This is a genomic window from Sphingobacterium bambusae, from assembly GCF_033955345.1.
GTDB lineage: Bacteria > Bacteroidota > Bacteroidia > Sphingobacteriales > Sphingobacteriaceae > Sphingobacterium > Sphingobacterium bambusae.
The window spans coordinates 4564166-4581511 of record NZ_CP138332.1; the positions used below are offsets into that span (position 1 = coordinate 4564166).

14 protein-coding genes are annotated in these 17346 nt (G+C 43.2%); 13 read left to right on the top strand and 1 reads right to left on the bottom strand.

Features of this window, described 5'->3' with window-relative positions; genetic code table 11:
* Positions 1–265: 265 nt before the first annotated feature.
* The 13 genes from pheT (at position 266) to SCB77_RS18995 (ending at position 16914) form a co-directional block, all read left to right on the top strand.
* On the top strand, positions 266–2659 hold the full coding sequence (gene pheT / locus SCB77_RS18935; RefSeq protein ID WP_320183565.1) for a phenylalanine--tRNA ligase subunit beta: 2394 nt from the start codon (positions 266–268) through the stop codon (positions 2657–2659).
* A gap of 33 nt (positions 2660–2692) precedes the next feature.
* On the top strand, positions 2693–3001 hold the full coding sequence (locus SCB77_RS18940; RefSeq protein ID WP_320183566.1) for a hypothetical protein: 309 nt from the start codon (positions 2693–2695) through the stop codon (positions 2999–3001).
* Positions 3002–3047: 46 nt separating this feature from the next.
* Positions 3048–3338 carry a cell division protein ZapA gene (locus SCB77_RS18945; protein ID WP_320183567.1) on the top strand — a complete coding sequence of 97 codons (291 nt, stop codon included), beginning with the start codon at positions 3048–3050 and terminating at the stop codon, positions 3336–3338.
* Positions 3339–3596: 258 nt separating this feature from the next.
* Complete coding sequence (gene rny / locus SCB77_RS18950; RefSeq protein ID WP_320183568.1) at positions 3597–5156, top strand: ribonuclease Y; 1560 nt, start codon at positions 3597–3599, stop codon at positions 5154–5156.
* Positions 5157–5371: 215 nt separating this feature from the next.
* Positions 5372–6049: a response regulator transcription factor gene (locus tag SCB77_RS18955; protein ID WP_320183569.1), complete on the top strand. Its 678-nt coding sequence runs from the start codon at positions 5372–5374 to the stop codon at positions 6047–6049.
* A gap of 3 nt (positions 6050–6052) precedes the next feature.
* Positions 6053–7387 (top strand): sensor histidine kinase, encoded by a 1335-nt coding sequence (locus SCB77_RS18960; protein ID WP_320183570.1) that lies wholly within the window; start codon positions 6053–6055, stop codon positions 7385–7387.
* Positions 7388–7456: 69 nt separating this feature from the next.
* Positions 7457–8710: a TolC family protein gene (locus tag SCB77_RS18965; RefSeq protein ID WP_320183571.1), complete on the top strand. Its 1254-nt coding sequence runs from the start codon at positions 7457–7459 to the stop codon at positions 8708–8710.
* Positions 8673–9827 (top strand): efflux RND transporter periplasmic adaptor subunit, encoded by a 1155-nt coding sequence (locus tag SCB77_RS18970; protein WP_320183572.1) that lies wholly within the window; start codon positions 8673–8675, stop codon positions 9825–9827. Before SCB77_RS18965 ends, SCB77_RS18970 begins: the two co-directional genes overlap by 38 nt.
* Positions 9828–9844: 17 nt before the next feature.
* Positions 9845–12946 (top strand): efflux RND transporter permease subunit, encoded by a 3102-nt coding sequence (locus SCB77_RS18975; protein WP_320183573.1) that lies wholly within the window; start codon positions 9845–9847, stop codon positions 12944–12946.
* A 29-nt stretch (positions 12947–12975) separates the two neighbouring features.
* Complete coding sequence (locus tag SCB77_RS18980) at positions 12976–13506, top strand: DUF962 domain-containing protein (protein WP_320183574.1); 531 nt, start codon at positions 12976–12978, stop codon at positions 13504–13506.
* Between the two features lie 47 nt (positions 13507–13553).
* Positions 13554–14162 carry an LURP-one-related/scramblase family protein gene (locus SCB77_RS18985; protein WP_320183575.1) on the top strand — a complete coding sequence of 203 codons (609 nt, stop codon included), beginning with the start codon at positions 13554–13556 and terminating at the stop codon, positions 14160–14162.
* Between the two features lie 157 nt (positions 14163–14319).
* Positions 14320–15948: an L-glutamate gamma-semialdehyde dehydrogenase gene (gene pruA / locus SCB77_RS18990; RefSeq protein ID WP_320183576.1), complete on the top strand. Its 1629-nt coding sequence runs from the start codon at positions 14320–14322 to the stop codon at positions 15946–15948.
* An 81-nt stretch (positions 15949–16029) separates the two neighbouring features.
* Positions 16030–16914, top strand: coding sequence for an AraC family transcriptional regulator (locus tag SCB77_RS18995; RefSeq protein ID WP_320183577.1), 885 nt, complete (start codon positions 16030–16032; stop codon positions 16912–16914).
* Positions 16915–16954: 40 nt separating this feature from the next.
* Here SCB77_RS18995 and SCB77_RS19000 read toward each other — a convergent pair whose 3' ends face one another.
* Positions 16955–17338: a hypothetical protein gene (locus SCB77_RS19000; RefSeq protein WP_320183578.1), complete on the bottom strand. Its 384-nt coding sequence runs from the start codon at positions 17336–17338 to the stop codon at positions 16955–16957.
* Positions 17339–17346 lie beyond the last annotated feature (8 nt).

Consider the following 17346-nt stretch of genomic DNA (forward strand, 5'->3'; position numbering starts at 1 on the left):
GAAGTGTGTTTTTATAGTGATATAAGTAAAGTTTATAAGGCATCGCTCTGTTGTTTCATGATTTGTTTTGGTAGGAGGATACTTCATCCATGCCGTAGATGGAAAACGATTCTAGGATAAATATAACAAAAAATCAATAATTATCTTAGCGCGTACTTGTCTTCTTTCCATAAGATGAAAAGAGTAGGACACTTAAAAAATCTTGCCGTTAAATGGGAGGCAACGTTCTAAAATTCTATCTTTGTGCTTTAAACAGAATTTCGAGATGAATATTTCCTATAATTGGCTTAAAAATTACATAAATACAGATAAAACACCGGAGGAGCTTTCGCTTATCTTGACCGATATCGGCTTAGAAGTTGAGTTGTTGGAGAAAGTACAGCAAATTCCGGGAGGTCTTGAAGGCCTTGTTGTGGGAGAGGTGAAGAGCTGTGAGCAACATCCGAACGCCGATAAATTGAAAGTTACGACTGTTGATGTTGGTGCTGAAGAATTACTGCACATTGTTTGTGGAGCTCCCAATGTACGAACGGGGCTCAAAGTAATTGTTGCACCAGTAGGAGCTAGCTGTCATCCGACGACTGGAGAGCCTTTTAAAATTACGAAATCCAAGATAAGGGGTGAAGTTTCCGAAGGGATGCTTTGTGGTGAAGATGAGATTGGATTGGGCAGTTCGCATGCCGGTATCGTCGAGTTGGCGGATAGCGCCGTTATTGGATCTTTGGTACGGGATTATTTTGAAATAAAAGACGACTATCGATTCGAAATCGGCTTGACACCAAACCGTGCCGATGCCGCATCCCATTTGGGGGTTGCGCGAGATCTTGCCGCCTATTTCCGGGAGGCCTACTCTTCAAGCGATGTGTCTGCTTTCCGCGAAGGGGAAAAGGCGGCGGTGACAGTTGAAGTGGCTGACGCGGATCTAGCACCACGTTACGCAGGCGTTACCATCTCTGGATTGACGGTTGCCGAATCTCCCGACTGGTTGAAAGAACGTTTGCAAACGATCGGGATTCGTCCGATCAACAATATCGTCGATGTGACGAATTATATTTTGCATGATTTAGGGCAACCGCTGCACGCATTTGATCTGGATAAGATCAGTGGTAACAAAATTATCGTACGCAAAGCCGCTGAAGGAGAACCTTTCGTTACGTTAGACGGCGTAGAACGCACGCTTTCTGCCGAGGATCTGGTGATTGCAGACGCCGAAAAGCCGATGTGTATCGCTGGTGTTTTCGGGGGCGCAGATTCGGGCGTGTCTCAATCGACAACAGCTATATTCTTAGAATCAGCGTATTTCAATGCTGTTTCTGTGCGTAAGACATCAAAAAGACATAACTTGAAGACCGATTCGTCTTTCCGTTTTGAGCGCGGGACAGATCCAAATATGCCTTTATACGCTTTGCAAAAAGCTGCCTTGCTTATTCAGGAGGTTGCCGGCGGCGAGATTAGTTCCACGGTAACGGATCAATACCCTAACCCTGTATCACCTTTTATTTTTGAGGTAAGCTACGAGCGTGTTCAACGCTTGATTGGCAAGGCTATTCCCGCAGAAGAGATTAAAGCTATCCTGCTGGCTTTAGGAATCGGCGTTACGCCGATCAGTGAAGATGTGATTAATGTGAGCGTACCGGCCTACAAAGTTGATGTAACCCGTGAAGTGGATGTTATTGAGGAGGTGTTGCGTATCTATGGCTACAACAACATCGAGCTGCAATCCCAAATCAAGTCATCACTCAATACAACCGAAAAACCGGATAAAGAGGTCGTGTTGAACCAAATTGCGGATATGCTCATTGGCAACGGCTATCGCGAAATATTGAACAATTCGTTGACGAAACTGGCCTTTGTAGAAAATGAAGAGACTGCGGTACGCTTGGTAAACCCGTTAAGCTCAGATCTTGATACGATGCGGCAAAATCTATTATTCTCGGCTTTGACGAGTGTGTCGTATAATCAAAAACGCAAGCGCCCGAATGCCAAGTATTTCGAGTATGGTAAATCCTACTTCAAGAACGAGGAAGGCTATACCGAAAAACAACATCTAGCTTTAACATTGGCCGGAAACCAAGTAGACGAAAATTGGATCGTTGGCGACAAGAAAAGTAGTTTTTATCATATCAAAGCTGCGGTCGATCAGATCGTTCGTCGCTTAAATATTTCTGGACTACAGTTGGTAGAGGCTTCGGGTGAATATTTCGACTATGGCTTAACCTACATGAAAGGACAGAAAGCTCTCGTGACGGTGGGCGCTGTATCGGTTGAAAACCTGAAGAAAGCGGATGTGGACGGCTCCGTGTTTTTTGCTACATTTGATTGGGATTTGGTGCTTAAAGTGATCCGTAAGAATGAAATCAAGTATCAAGAGGTTTCCAAATTTCCTGCGGTGCGTCGTGACTTAGCGCTGTTGGTAGATGATGCGGTTACGTTTGAGCAACTGAAGGTGGTTGCCAGCAAGACCGAGCGCAAGCTATTGAAAGAGGTGTCGATATTTGATGTCTATAAAGGGGATAAACTGCCAGAAGGGAAGAAGTCTTATGCGCTGAGTTTTATCCTGCAGGACGAAGAAAAAACGTTAAACGACAAACAGATTGACGGCATAATTAAAAAATTAATGCTTAACTTTGAAAAGGAGACAGGAGCGACCGTTCGCTAAGTCTCGCATTCAATAATTGCGAAGTAAAATTATATGGCTACACTATCTACACAAATGAATATTATCGTCGAGAAGACGAGGAACCTTATTCAATTGTGCGATGCGCTTCAGGAGGAGAACGATCTGTTAAAGTTGGAAGTACAGTCCTTGCAGGTCGCTTTCCAGACCAGCACCGACAAAGTTCAGCAGTTGGAGGAAAAGCTTAAGGCTATGGCAGTTGCGAAAACCTTGGAAGAATCAGATGTAGATCGTGGTGCAATAAATGAAAAAATACTTGACACAAAGCAAAAAATTAACGATTTTGTGCGAGAAATAGACAGATGTATAGGCTTGTTGAAGTAGTCGGAGAGAGAAGAAAAGCCTTTTACGTTATTTAAGCTCAAAAAAAATGGGAGAGATTTCCATAAAAATAAATATCGCTGATCGTGTTTACCCCTTAAGGGTTAATACGGAAGAGGAAGAAGTGATCAGGCATGCAGCGAAATTGATAAATGAAAAGATAAAAGAACTGCAAGATAATTATGCGGTTCGTGATAAGCAGGATCTGCTGTCCATGTGTGTGTTGCAATATGCTACCGGTATGATTAAGGCCGAGCGTAACGCCCAACAGCATGAGGAAGGTCTAGAAGAGAAGATTCACGAATTGGATGATATACTGACAGATTTTTTTAAGAAATAAACATATCGTTCTTTATTTAGAGCTTTATAACGACGAATTTGCCGCAATTAAATTCGGGTTGTCACTATTTTAAACTTAACGCTTCAATATCACGAGCGAAAACAAGATGTAGACCATTTTGCGTAAGCCATCTAGGTCATGATCAATTGCTCAAATCATGTGTAATCGAAGTTTAATAATACATGGGACCTGTACATTTAATTGCGGTTTTTTTTTAAACCAAAAAAAACAATTAATATATAATATACATATACACAAATGGAGTTATCTACAACAATTTCGATTATAATTTCGCTTATCATAGGTGTCGTTATCGGTCGTTTTTTGTTACAATTAGTATTCAAAAAGCAGGAGCAGTCAGCGCAAGAGAAGGCCGAGCGGATCGTTAAGGAAGCTGAACAGCAAGCCGAGCATCATAAAAAACAACGGGGACTAGAAGCAAAGGAAAAATTCTTGCAATTAAAGGCGGAGCACGAGAAAGAAGTCAATCAACGTAACAACAGCATGGCACAAAAAGAGAATACTTTGCGCCAAAAAGAGACCTCGTTGAACCAGAAATTGGAAAGCATCAATCGCGATAAACAAGACCTTGATAATAAGAACAAGAAGTTGGATCAACTGGTTGAACTCAACGAAAAGAAGAAGGAAGAGGTTGACCAATTGAAGAACCAACACATTAAGCAGTTGGAAACTATTGCGGGTCTATCTGCAGAGGAGGCGAAGGAGCAATTGGTGAGTTCGCTGCGCGAAGAGGCGCGCTCACAGGCGATGATCCAAATCAAGGATATCGTTGATGAAGCGAAGTTAACAGCGTCCAAAGAAGCCAAGAAAGTAGTTATCCAAACAATACAGCGTACCGCAACGGAATCTGCTATTGAAAATACCGTATCTATTTTTAATATTGAAAATGATGAAATTAAAGGTCGGATCATTGGTCGCGAAGGGCGTAATATTCGTGCTTTGGAAGCGGCTACCGGCGTAGAGATCATCGTGGATGATACCCCAGAGGCTATTATTCTTTCCGGATTCGATCCTGTTCGACGTGAAATAGCGCGTCTTTCCTTACACCGTTTGGTTACCGATGGACGTATTCACCCCGCACGTATTGAAGAAGTGGTGGCCAAAACACGTACCCAGATCGAAGATGAAATTGTGGAGATCGGTGAGCGTACAGCAATCGATTTAGGCATTCACGGTCTACATCCAGAGCTTATTCGTATGGTCGGTCGTATGCGTTACCGTTCTTCCTACGGACAAAACTTGTTGCAACACTCGCGTGAGGTAGCAAATTTTGCAGCGACAATGGCATCTGAGTTAGGCTTAAACGTGAAACATGCGAAACGTGCAGGCTTGTTACATGATATCGGTAAAGTGCCAGACGATAATCCTGAATTACCACACGCCATTTTAGGTATGCAATTGGCGGAGAAATATAAGGAACATCCTGATGTATGTAATGCCATCGGTGCCCACCACGACGAAATTGAAATGACGTCACTTATCTCACCTATCGTGCAGGCATGTGATGCCATATCTGGCGCTCGGCCGGGTGCTCGTCGCGAGGTTGTTGAAAGTTACATCAAGCGATTGAAAGAGTTGGAAGAGCTAGCACTATCTTATCCAGGTGTGGAAAAAACATTCGCTATTCAAGCAGGACGCGAGCTTCGTGTGGTCGTTGAGTCAGAGAAAGTTTCGGATGCGCAGGCTGAAATCTTAGCCGCCGACATCTCGAACCGCATTCAGACAGAAATGACCTATCCCGGACAGATTAAAGTAACGGTAATCCGTGAAACCCGATCGGTTTCTTACGCGAAGTAAAATTTTAGCAAATAAATCATAATAAAATGCCCGCAGCGCGGGCATTTTGTCGTTTCATGTGATACGGTGCGTTTTAATGAGCTCCTCCACATTTAATCTAAATTTCAGCTGCTAGGGCTCATAACCTATGATACCTAAATTAGAGCTACATTAGAAAGCCTAAGCCCGTATATAGAGCTCGGCAGAAATCCCTACTTTTGTGTAAATTGAATGCTATGCAAATTCTAGTTGTAGAAGACGATAACCGAATTAGTAATTTCCTGATCAAAGGATTGGAGGAGTTTGGTTATTTGGTCACTTTATGCAAAAATGCAGAAGATGTCCTTTCCAATTACTTGCAAGTGGACTGGGATCTTATCATACTGGATATCATGTTGGAAGGTGTCGATGGGATACAGTTGTTGCAGACGTTGCGATACAAAAAGGTTTACACACCAATTTTGATGCTTAGCGCTTTAAATAGCGTGCAGGATAAGGTCGCGGCCTTGGACTACGGTGCGGACGACTATCTCACTAAGCCTTTTCATTTTGATGAGCTTCTTTCGCGTATCAAGGCATTGACGCGTAGGCAGCATTATCAACAACAGGAAACTCCGAAAGCTGAGCTCGACTTTGGTGCACTGCATATTAATTTGGAACAATATAAGGTAACGCTAGGAGATAATGTTGTGGAATTGTCGCCTCGCGAATATAAACTCCTTATTTACCTCGTAGAAAATATCGATAAAACCGTCGGACGCATACAGATATTGAATGCCGTATGGGGAATAACGTTCGACAACCATACCAATGTAGTGGATGTGTACATCTCTTATCTACGGAATAAAATTGAGAAAGATGGAAATAAGTACATCTACACGGTTAAAGGTGTTGGATACATGTTTAAAGTTTAGTAGATGAAATTAAAGCATCGCTTATCCCTGTATTCTGTTGCTATCTTCAGCATCGTTATACTAATATTTGCCGTATTAATCTATTTTGCTTACTACGCGCAGATGCGGGATAAGGAGTATCAATCGCTGGAAAGCAAGTCCCTGTTGGCAGCCATATTTTACCTAGAGCAGGACGAACTTTCCCTGCGCGAACATGCCAATGTAAAAAGCCAGTTGCAGAAAACGATATCACGAACCAATATAGTTGTTTTTGATAGCTTAGACCGTCGTAAGAATGGCGATATGCCTTCAATTGCAGATATATCACCTGACTTTTTAGCGCAGGTCAGAAAGCAAAGAGTCGGCTTTTTTCATACGGACTCTTTTTTTTACAACGGTATTTTTTATCACGATAATGAGGGTGATTTCGTCGTAGTAACGCGTGAGCCAAAAGACGATTTCAATGGGCAGATGCGCTCGCTATCCCATATCATGCTTCTTGTATTTTTGTTGGGTGTTGTTTTTATTTTTCTTTTTTCGCAATACCTCAGCTACATCGCCTATCAGCCTATCATCCGCATCATTGATCAACTGAAGGAAAAGGATAGCAAAAATTTCAATGAGCCACTTCAACTCAAGCAAACCTATGCGGAGGTGGAGGATCTTGTAGAGACCTACAACCACTTTGTATCGCGTATTGCGGAAACATTCAATGTACAAAAGAATTTCATCGACTATGTATCCCATGAGTTGCGTACCCCCATCACTGCCTTGTTGGGAACTTTGGAAGTAACGAATGCTAAACAGCGAACTGTGGCTGAATATGAAAATGTGATCACGGAACTGCGTCAATACACGAATGATTTACAAGAGACCTTGGATCAGATGATGTTGCTATCTGGAGCAAAGACGAGCTTCGAATTTCAACCGGTGCGTGTTGATGAGGTGATATGGCATTTGGTAGAAAATATGGTGTTGTATCATCAAGCGCACATCGATGTTGACTTACAGGTTGACCAACCTGCGCTTCTTACCGTTGATGCCAACGATAAATTGCTAGAACTGGCCATAGGTAATCTTTTGGAAAATGCTATTAAATATTCCGATAACAATGTGGTCAAAATTCTGTTCACAACGCAGCAAAATCGTCTAAAGCTTTGTATCAGCGATCAAGGGATAGGTATTCCCGAAGCGGATTTACAACACATCAAGCAGAATTTCTTTCGCGGAAACAATACTCAGAAGTATCAAGGAAAGGGCGTGGGATTATCCATCGCCAGCATTATATTTACGTTGCACAAAGTAGATATGCAGATAGCGTCCAGTGCATCCGGTACTCGAATTTCTCTTCTTTTTTAATCAAATTCTAATCTACCTTGAAAATCCTCTTAATACGTTTGCGCTAGTTTTGCGGGAAACGTTTAAGAGGTGAGATATATTTATACGATAGTGTTGACGTTGTGCACGTTCTTGGTTTGCCAGTCGCAAACGTATGATCTGCAGCAGTTGGAAGCCAGTTTTTTGCAAAACAATTATGCATTGCTGGCGCAAAAATTTGAGATCGGACGTGCCGAAGCCGAAATTGTTCAGGAGAAATTATGGCCTAACCCAACGCTAGCAATCAGCGAAGTGAACCTGTGGGCTAATGGTACAACAGAAACTTTACCTCGACTTTTTGGGAGCTATGGACGTGGACAGCAGGTATCCGTGGAATTGGAGCAGCTTATCGAAACCGCAGGAAAAAGGAGCAAACGCGTTGCGATAAAACAGATAGAACACCGCAGTTCAGTCTATGCATTCGAAGAGCTGGTTCGCGAGTTGAAAAAAGAACTGCGACAGACCTATTATCAGCTTTCCAGCTTATCGCAGGAGCGAAAACAACTGGCGGCCATCGTTGATCTCTTTACGCAATTGAACGAGCAATATGGTCGGCAAGCAGCCTTACAAAATGTTTCTAAAGTAGATTATTATCGCGTACAGTCGGAATTGATTACACAGCGAAAGGAGTTAGCGAATTTGGATGATGATGTTGCAGCATATCTAGAAACCTTACGCGTGCTGACCAAAATCGATGGTATTTCGCTTGCGCAACTGGCCTTAGTGTCGGATGATAATACCGCGCTAAAAGCCGTGCCGACAGATATGTTAGCCATGGCTTTGGATCAAAACATTGGTTTAAAGCGACAAAATTTGCAGGTGGAGCAAGCAGGTAAACAATGGCAGTTGGAAAAAGCACAGCGTAAGCCAGATCTGACCTTGCAATTGGGCTACGATCGCGGAGGAAATATCATGCAAGATTTCATAGGGCTTGGTCTGAGTCTCGATTTGCCCGTTTTTAACAGAAATAAAGGAAATATCAAGGCCGCAAAATTTCAGCTCGACAAAGAAGAAGCTAGCCAGCAAGCTTTAAAGTGGGCTTTGGAAAATGCCGTTGTACGTTTGGAAGGACAATTGCAGCGATACCAACAAGCGCTTTCTGCATGGCCCGTAGAAGCAGCTCAGGAGCAAGAGGATATCCTAAACCGATACAAGAAACACCTGCAGTCGGGACAAGTTACCTTAATCGAGTTCATCGATTTTACACAAGCATCCAGAGATGCACACAAAGCCTATTTAGATACCTGGGAAAATTACAATATTACGTATGAAGAGTTACAATACTTGGTGGGGAAAGATTTTTAATCAGCAAATGATAAACGGTAAGCACTTATTGTCCCTAGCGGGACTTATAGTTGTTGCTGTCGGTTGTGCCGAACCGACGGCTGAACAGACGAATGATAGCATTGATTCGCTAGCGAAGAGCTCATTTTGTCTGAATGAACAATTGAAGAAATCGACGGAGATCATGACCGTTAGTGAGCAGCCGATCAATGAGCAGCTCAGTTTGTCGGGCAAGATTGAATATAATGAGAACGACATGGTCGCCTTTCGTAGCTTATTGGATGGTGTGGTGGAAAATGTAAAGTTTGAATTGGGAGATTATGTGCAGAAGGGGCAGGTGTTAGCAACCATCAAGTCAACGCAGATACAGGATCTCTATCAACAACAGCGAAGCCAACAAAGTCAGATTGCCTTATTGGAGAAGCAAATTCGCACGAAAAAAGAGCTGGCAGCGGATGGCCTGCTTAGTATGCCCGAGGTGCGAAGTGCAGAACAGGAGTTGGAAGGTGCGCATATTGAGCTAGATCGTATACAGCAAAGCTTGCAGCTGTATCGTGCTGCAGGAAGCGGCAGCTTTCAGATTTTAGCCCCTAAAAACGGATATATCATCCAGAAGTCCGTTAGCTCAGGTCAAAGTATTACAGCAGAGAGCGATCCTATCTTTTCTATATCCAATTTAAAGCAGGTGTGGGTAATGGTTAATATTTACGCGAACAATTTGCGTTACGTTAACGAAGGCGATGAAGTCAAGGTGAGAACGATCGCCTATCCCGATAAGTTTTACACGGGAAAGATCGATAAGATCTATAATGTATTTGATGATAACGAGCATGTGCTCAAAGCGCGTGTCGTGCTAGAGAATCAAAATTTAAATCTGATGCCCGGATTAAGCGCAGATATCATCATTAACACGAAAAATAGTTCGGGCGAAGCTTTTGCCATACCGAATCGAGCCAAGATTTTCAGCAACAACAAAGAATACATCGTGCTGTATAAAGACGATTGCCATATGGAGGTGCGTCGCATACGCGCGGTGGCCGAGAATGAAGAATACACTTTTGTGAAAGAAGAGCTGCAGGAGGGGGATAAGATTATCTCGACGAACGCATTGCTGCTTTTTGAGCAGTTGAATCCATAAGTATAGGGAGAACGGATATGAAGAAATTAGTACAAAACGTAGTTACCTTTTCACTGCGTAATACCACATTTATCTTGTTTGCTGTTTTTGCTCTACTGTTTAGTGGAATCTACGCTCTCCGACACACCGCCATTGAGGCATTTCCGGATGTCACCAATACGCGGGCACGGATAATCACGCAATGGCCGGGCAGAAGTGCCGAGGAGATGGAAAAATTGGTGACCCTGCCTATCGCCAAAGAGGTAAATAGCATTCCAAAGAAGTCCAATGTACGCTCGATTTCCCTTTTTGGGCTTTCAGTCGTGACTGTGCAGTTTGAAGATGGCGTAGACGATTTCTATGCGCAACAATATGTGTCCAATAAATTGGGTGGAGTCGATCTGCCTGAGGGGGCGGAATCATCTATTGAGCCTCCTTCCGGGGCTACTGGCGAGATCTTTCGTTACGTCATCAAAAGTGATTTGCCGATTAAGGAAATAACGGCCATTCAAGATTGGGTGGTCGAACGTGAGTTATTGGGCGTTCCCGGTGTTGCCGATGTGGTCAGCTTCGGTGGCGAAGAGAAGATTTATGAGATTAAGATCAATCCGACAGAACTGAAGAACTATGACCTCTCCCCATTGGATATCTACGAGGCGGTATCCAAATCAAATGTAAACGTCGGTGGTGATGTTATCCAACAAGGCGACCAAGCTTATGTAGTTCGTGGTGTCGGTCTATTGGATAAGTTGGATGATATCGGAAATATCACGATCAAGCTGAATGGATCAACACCTGTTTTGATAAAGAATGTGGCTGACGTGGTGGTTTCCAGCAAACCACGATTGGGGCAAGTAGGCTTTAATACAGATAGTGATCTGGTGGAAGGAATCGTGATCATGCTGCGTGGCGAAAATCCATCGGCAGTAATTGAGAATCTGAAAGCTAAGATTGAGGAATTGAATACGCGTACTTTACCAAAGGGGGTGAAGATAGAGACTGTCGTAGATCGTACAAAATTGGTCGATAACACCGTACATACCGTATCGAAGAATCTTATCGAGGGCATTTTACTGGTGTCGCTTATTGTTTTTGTTTTTCTGTATAACTGGAAGTCTACCCTAATTGTGGCTTCCGTTATTCCGCTTTCCTTCCTATTTGCTATCATTATGCTACGCATTCAGCGACTTCCGGCGAATCTTATTTCCATGGGGTCCTTGGATTTTGGCCTGCTGCTGGAGGGAACATTGGTGATTGTAGAGACCGTCTTTGTCGCATTGGCGGGACTCTCTCACCGAGTGGGGCCGGCAAGGTTTGCTAAGATGAGTAAGTTGGGAGTTATCAAAAAAAGTGCGGGAAGCGTGGCCTCTTATATCTTTTTTGCGCTGTTGATTCTCATCGTGGCGCTGCTCCCGATTTTCTCCTTTCAAAAAGTGGAAGGCAAGATGTTCACGCCCTTGGCATTTACTTTGGGCTATGCGCTGCTGGGATCCTTGATCTTAAGTTTAACTTATGTCCCCGCGATGTGTAAGTTGCTGTTCACGAAGGGTATGGAAGAGAAGGAAAATTGGGTTACCCGTTTTTTTCAACGTACGATCTACGGCATGTTTAGCAAGGCTTTCCATTACAAGAAGACAACGGTCGCTATTTTTGTCGGTATTCTTGTTGTTTGCTTGTTTAAGTTTCTACATTATGGATCCGAGTTTCTGCCGAAGCTTAACGAGGGAGCCATTTATATTCGAGCTACCTTGCCCAACAGTGTAAACCTAACGGAATCCACACGCTTGACAAAGGAAATGAAGAAGATTATGGTCGATAGTTGTGAGGAGATCGAATTTATTCTGACCCAAACGGGACGACCAAATGATGGAACAGACCCTACAGGATTTTTCAATATAGAATTTAATGTACAGCTCAAAGATGAGGCCGACTGGAAAAGAAAGGTGAGCAAAAACGACATTATTCAAGAGTTACGCGAGCAGCTACAGCATTATCCGGGTATCAATTTCGGGTTTAGTCAACCCATTCAGGACAATGTCGAGGAGTATGTCGCGGGAGTAAAGAGCTCGTTGGTGATCAAGATATTTGGAGATGACCTGTATGATCTAGAGCGTTATGCCAATCAAGTTGCAGGTGCAATTGGAACCGTGCACGGCGTTACCGATGTCAATGTATATAAAAATATTGGTTTGCCCGAATTGCGCATACAGCTGCATGATTCTAAGATGGCAAAGTACGGTGTCTTCACGTCCGATGTACAGGCCGTTATTGCGATGACCATCGGTGGACAGGCCGCAACGAGATTCTATGAAGGCGACCGGCAATTTGATGTTGTGCTACGATTTAACGAGGCCTATCGCGATACGCCGGAGAAGATCAAGAACATCTTGATCCCGACAAGTAATGGACAGAATATCCCCTTGCAGGAGATCGCAACCGTTGCTTACCAAACGGGCCCAGCATTTATCTATCGTGAGGGCAATAGCCGATATATAGGTGTAGGCTTCAGTATCGAAGGTCGTGATCTCGGAAGCACCATAGAAGAAGCCAAGAAGGTGGTCAACAAAACCGTTTCTTTGCCGCAGGAAAACCATATGCTGTGGGCAGGGGAATTTGAAAGTAAAGAGCGCGCCGCCAAACAGTTGGCCTTGGTAGTACCTATCTCTTTGGTACTGATCCTGCTGCTGCTCTATGTCAATTTTGGTAACGTCAAGGACACGCTTATTTCTTCTTTGACACTGGCGTTCGCATTTATTGGCGGCTTTATTTCGCTTTGGATGACGGGGACGATCTTTGGTATATCTGCAGGTATAGGGTTCATCATCCTATTTGGTGTGGCAACCATTGATGGGATTGTACTGATTGGGGTAATCCGCGATAACATCAAGCATAAGATGCCCTTGTTGGATGCGATCAAGACTGGCGTGCGAAGCCGTATTCGTCCTGTGGTGATGATCGCCCTGATGGGTTCCATGGGGCTGCTGCCTGCTGCATTGTCAACCGGCATGGGATCCGAAATACAAAAACCGTTGGCCATCATGATCGTCGGTGGACTACTAATTTGTTTGGTCTTGAGCTTTACCGTAATTCCAGTGGTGTTTTATTGGATGAATAGAAAAGAGGGGTTGGCAGGCAAATAATTACTGCGAATAATAATTACCTTTGTGGCATGAAGAAAAAAGACAAAGGAAAGAGCCGCACACCGGTATTTGAAAGGCCGGTAGATCAACATTTCTACACGTTAGATCAGCAGTTTGGACAGGGCAACAAGCTGATCTACGTGCTATCTATAGGCTTGTTCTTTTTCGGTGTCATGGGCTTGGTCTGGATGATTCCCTTTCCGCAGTTCGAATTTTTGCAAAAACATAATATGCAAACGTTCTTAAACTGGGGATCGTTCTATATTGCCATTTTAATCTATCTCTATCTGCGCCTAGCGCCTACTTTATCCTATGCTATGCTTTTCACCATAGGTATCCTTAGCTTTTTCATTGTTCAGTTGGAGTATCTGGAACGCGCGGGCGGTCCAGCCGTTTGGTTGGTTTCTTTGATCTTCGTATTGCTAGGTGCTGTTGGTTCTTATCTGTTAGCACGTAGAGATCATCCGACACTATCTATGCAATCGTTTTGGCGTTTATTGACTTTAGGTCCCATTTGGTTGTGGTCGAAGGTATTTCTCTTACTTAAGATCAAATATTAGTTGTTTTTGTGTACGTTTGATTAGGTAATACGTCAATAACGATCATCATGGAGAAAAACGATTTCATCTCAACACAATATCCGCTCGCCTTTAAATTTCAAATAGGCACCATAGCCAACGATTTCATAGCCAGTGATGCGTTGGGGCGGCAATTGTTCTATGTGCGTGAGAAAATGTTTACATGGCGTGATACGATAAAGGTATACCGTGATTCGTCAAAATCAGAATTACTTTACGAGCTGGTTTCTAATAAACTCATTGATTTTCAACAAACCTTCACACTAAGTGATGCGACGGGGCGCGTGGTCGGAAAAGTGCGTCGAAAATCACTGCGATCGCTGTGGCGATCAACTTTTTATCTGATGGACGATAATGATGTGCACGACCATAGCATTACAGAGAAAAATCCTTGGACAAAAATGTGGGATGGTCTCTTTGGAGAAATCCCTATTATAGGTGTTCTTTCTGGTTACATCCTTAATCCTGCTTATGTGTTGCGCAGCGAAACAGGCGAAGAGTTGTTCGAAATTCGAAAAGAGCCCTCTTTCTTCGGACGGAAGTTTTCTGTGCATAAACTCGCTCAGGGAACAGCTGATGAAGAACGTCTTTTGCTCAGCTTGATGCTTATGGTCTTAATCGAACGCAGCAACGGCTAGTAGGACGATTCAAGCGATTTCTTAAGTAACATATTTTTCCCTGTGAAACTTTTGTTTTGATTTGTTTTGGCAAAATAAGTTCATGGTTTACTACAATCCGTTTATACCTTTTGGCAGAGAATAGCTAACTTTATCCTATCATTTAAAAAGGAAAGTTATGTTAAAAGGATTTTTTAATGTTCCTGCGCCGATAAACGAACCTGTAAACTCGTATGCGCCAGGTACAAAGGAAAGAGCATTATTGGAAGCCGCTATTCAGGAAGCGAGAGCTACGGAAGCGGATATTCCGATGTATATAGGTAGTAAAGAGGTACGTACAGAGAAGAAGGCTAAGTTAAGCCCTCCGCACGATCATCAACATGTTCTTGGCTACTATTACGAAGGAGGCAAGGAACACGTTACGGAGGCAATTGATGCTGCTTTGGCTGCAAAAGCTAATTGGGAAAACCTACAATGGGAGCAACGCGCTGCAATATTTTTAAAAGCAGCTGAACTTGCTTCTACGAAATACCGCTACAAATTGAACGCAGCCACCATGTTAGGTCAATCGAAAAACGCTTATCAAGCGGAGATTGATGCAGCATGTGAATTTACCGACTTCCTTCGCTTCAATGTAGCTTATATGAGCGAGATCTACAGTCAACAACCTCCAGCAAATAGTAAAGGCATTTGGAATAGGGTAGAGCAACGTCCACTCGAGGGATTTGTGTTTGCCTTAACGCCATTTAATTTCACGGCTATTGCGGGTAACTTGCCAGCTTGTGTGGCCATGATGGGTAATGTTGTAGTTTGGAAACCTTCCAATACGCAGATTTATTCGGCGAATGTCTTGATGCAGGTGTTTAAGGAAGCTGGATTGCCTGATGGCGTGATCAACTTGGTTTATGTCTCTGGTCCTGATGCTGGTGACGTTATTTTCAAACACCCTGACTTTGCAGGTATACATTTCACAGGATCTACAGGTGTTTTCCAAAATATTTGGAAGACAATTGGTGAAAATATTCACCAGTATAAAACTTATCCACGTATTGTGGGCGAAACGGGCGGAAAAGACTTTATCGTAGCGCACCCTTCTGCTGATTTGGCGGTTTTGAATACCGCTTTGGTACGCGGTGCTTTCGAATACCAGGGACAGAAATGTTCAGCAGCATCACGTGCCTACATTCCTGCTTCTTTATGGGCTGACCTGAAAGTTCGCATGGAGCAAGATTTGCAATCGTTTAAAATTGGTGGAACTGAAGATTTCGGTAACTTCATCAATGCCGTGATTGATGAGAAAGCATTCGATAAAATTACTTCCTATATTGATCGTGCTAAAAATAGCAACGATGCCGAGGTGATTATCGGTGGCGACTACGATAAGTCAAAAGGGTACTTTATCCATCCAACCGTAATCTTGGCTAAAACCCCAGATTACGAAACTTTGTCGGAAGAGCTTTTCGGTCCAGTTTTGACCATCTATGTGTACGAAGATGCAGATTGGGCTGAGACGTTGAAACTTGTTGATCGTACATCGATCTATGCTTTGACTGGTGCCGTAATTGCGCAAGACAGATACGCTATCGAAGAAGCAACACAAGCTCTTCGGAATGCTGCAGGTAACTTCTACATTAACGATAAGTGTACGGGAGCCGTGGTAGGTCAGCAGCCATTCGGCGGTGCCAGAGGTTCTGGAACGAATGATAAAGCCGGATCGATGATCAACTTGCTACGTTGGGTATCTCCACGTACCATCAAAGAAACGTTTAATCCGGATACCGATTATCGCTATCCATTTTTAGGATAAACGATATACAGTTTTTTGTTTTGTATTTGGGCATCTATCTTTTAGATGCCCATATTTTCTTTTTGCTAACCGTGTGCTAACATGAAATCCCTAGAATATAGAAAGCCCATTGAGTTTACAGTTCCTGCACATGGCGACGGTGCATTTTATGTCATGGAGGATATTGGTGACGATTTTTACGGTTACTACCACCGCCATCGTGAATTTCAGATAAGTTACATTGTCAAGGGAAACGGATCCATCATGTTGGGTAATTTGCTACGCCCCTGTGCAGAAAATGAAATATTTCTTATCAAGCCTAACGATCCGCACTTGTTTTACAAGGAGGAGAGTAAAAGCACGGATACCTCGGTACATATTGTTCATCTTTTCTTTTCTTTGGAAAAGCTAGCGCCATTTTTTGAAATGGCTGAATTGCAGGCAATACGGAGTTTATTTTACCAAATTCCTTCAAGCAAGATGCTATCTGCCGAGCAGGCAATCGCTATAAAAGATGTATTTTTACAGCTCGATCGCGAAGAGGGGGTACAAAAGCTAACACAAATTTTGTCTATTTTCGATTTTCTTCGACAACAAGAAAACCAATTGATTTCTTTGTATTCGGGCTTACATAAGGTAGATTTCCACGATTCTGATGGTCTTCGAATCAACTCGGTCGTCAAGTACGCAATCGAGCATTACAAACGGAACATAAGCATTGAAGATGTCGCTACACTCGTGCACATGACGCCCACCGCTTTTTGTAAATTCTTTAAAAAGCGAACAAAAAAGACTTTCGTGTCCTTTTTGAATGAAATCCGCATAGAAAAAGCATGTCAGTTGCTGGTCAACAAACGTGTGGAGAGCATTTCGGAGGCGGCCTATCAATGTGGTTTTAATACCGCTGTACATTTCAACCGTGTTTTTAGAAACGTGATGCATGTGTCTCCCACGACATTTGTCGCGCAGCATTCGGTAGAAAAATAAAAGAACAGCGAAGGCCGAATCCCTGCTGTTCCTGTAATGCTTATTTAGCCTCTTCTTTTCCCGTTCGTTTTAAGATCATGATAGCCTCATACTGACTTCCATCATAATGAGGCGGCTCAATTTGGAGCGTTGTTGGGAATGGCTTATTCTTGTCGAAGAAATAGATCTTTGTCAAGCTACCAAAGTCGTTGGTAGGGAACAGATCTGCACAGGCATCATATTTCGCGTTGGCAGGATCGCCTACAGTGACGGCATAAATCCGTATGATACCTCCTTTGTTTTGTTCGTTTCTTACAAAGGCTACCTCTTTGAAATCGCCAGGCAGGTCTTCGATTGAGGGTTGATTGAAGGCTTCCCAAATACCATAACCAAGGATGATGATTAGGCCTAGTGCGATCCACCAGATTCTTTTATTTTTCTGCATGTGTTAAT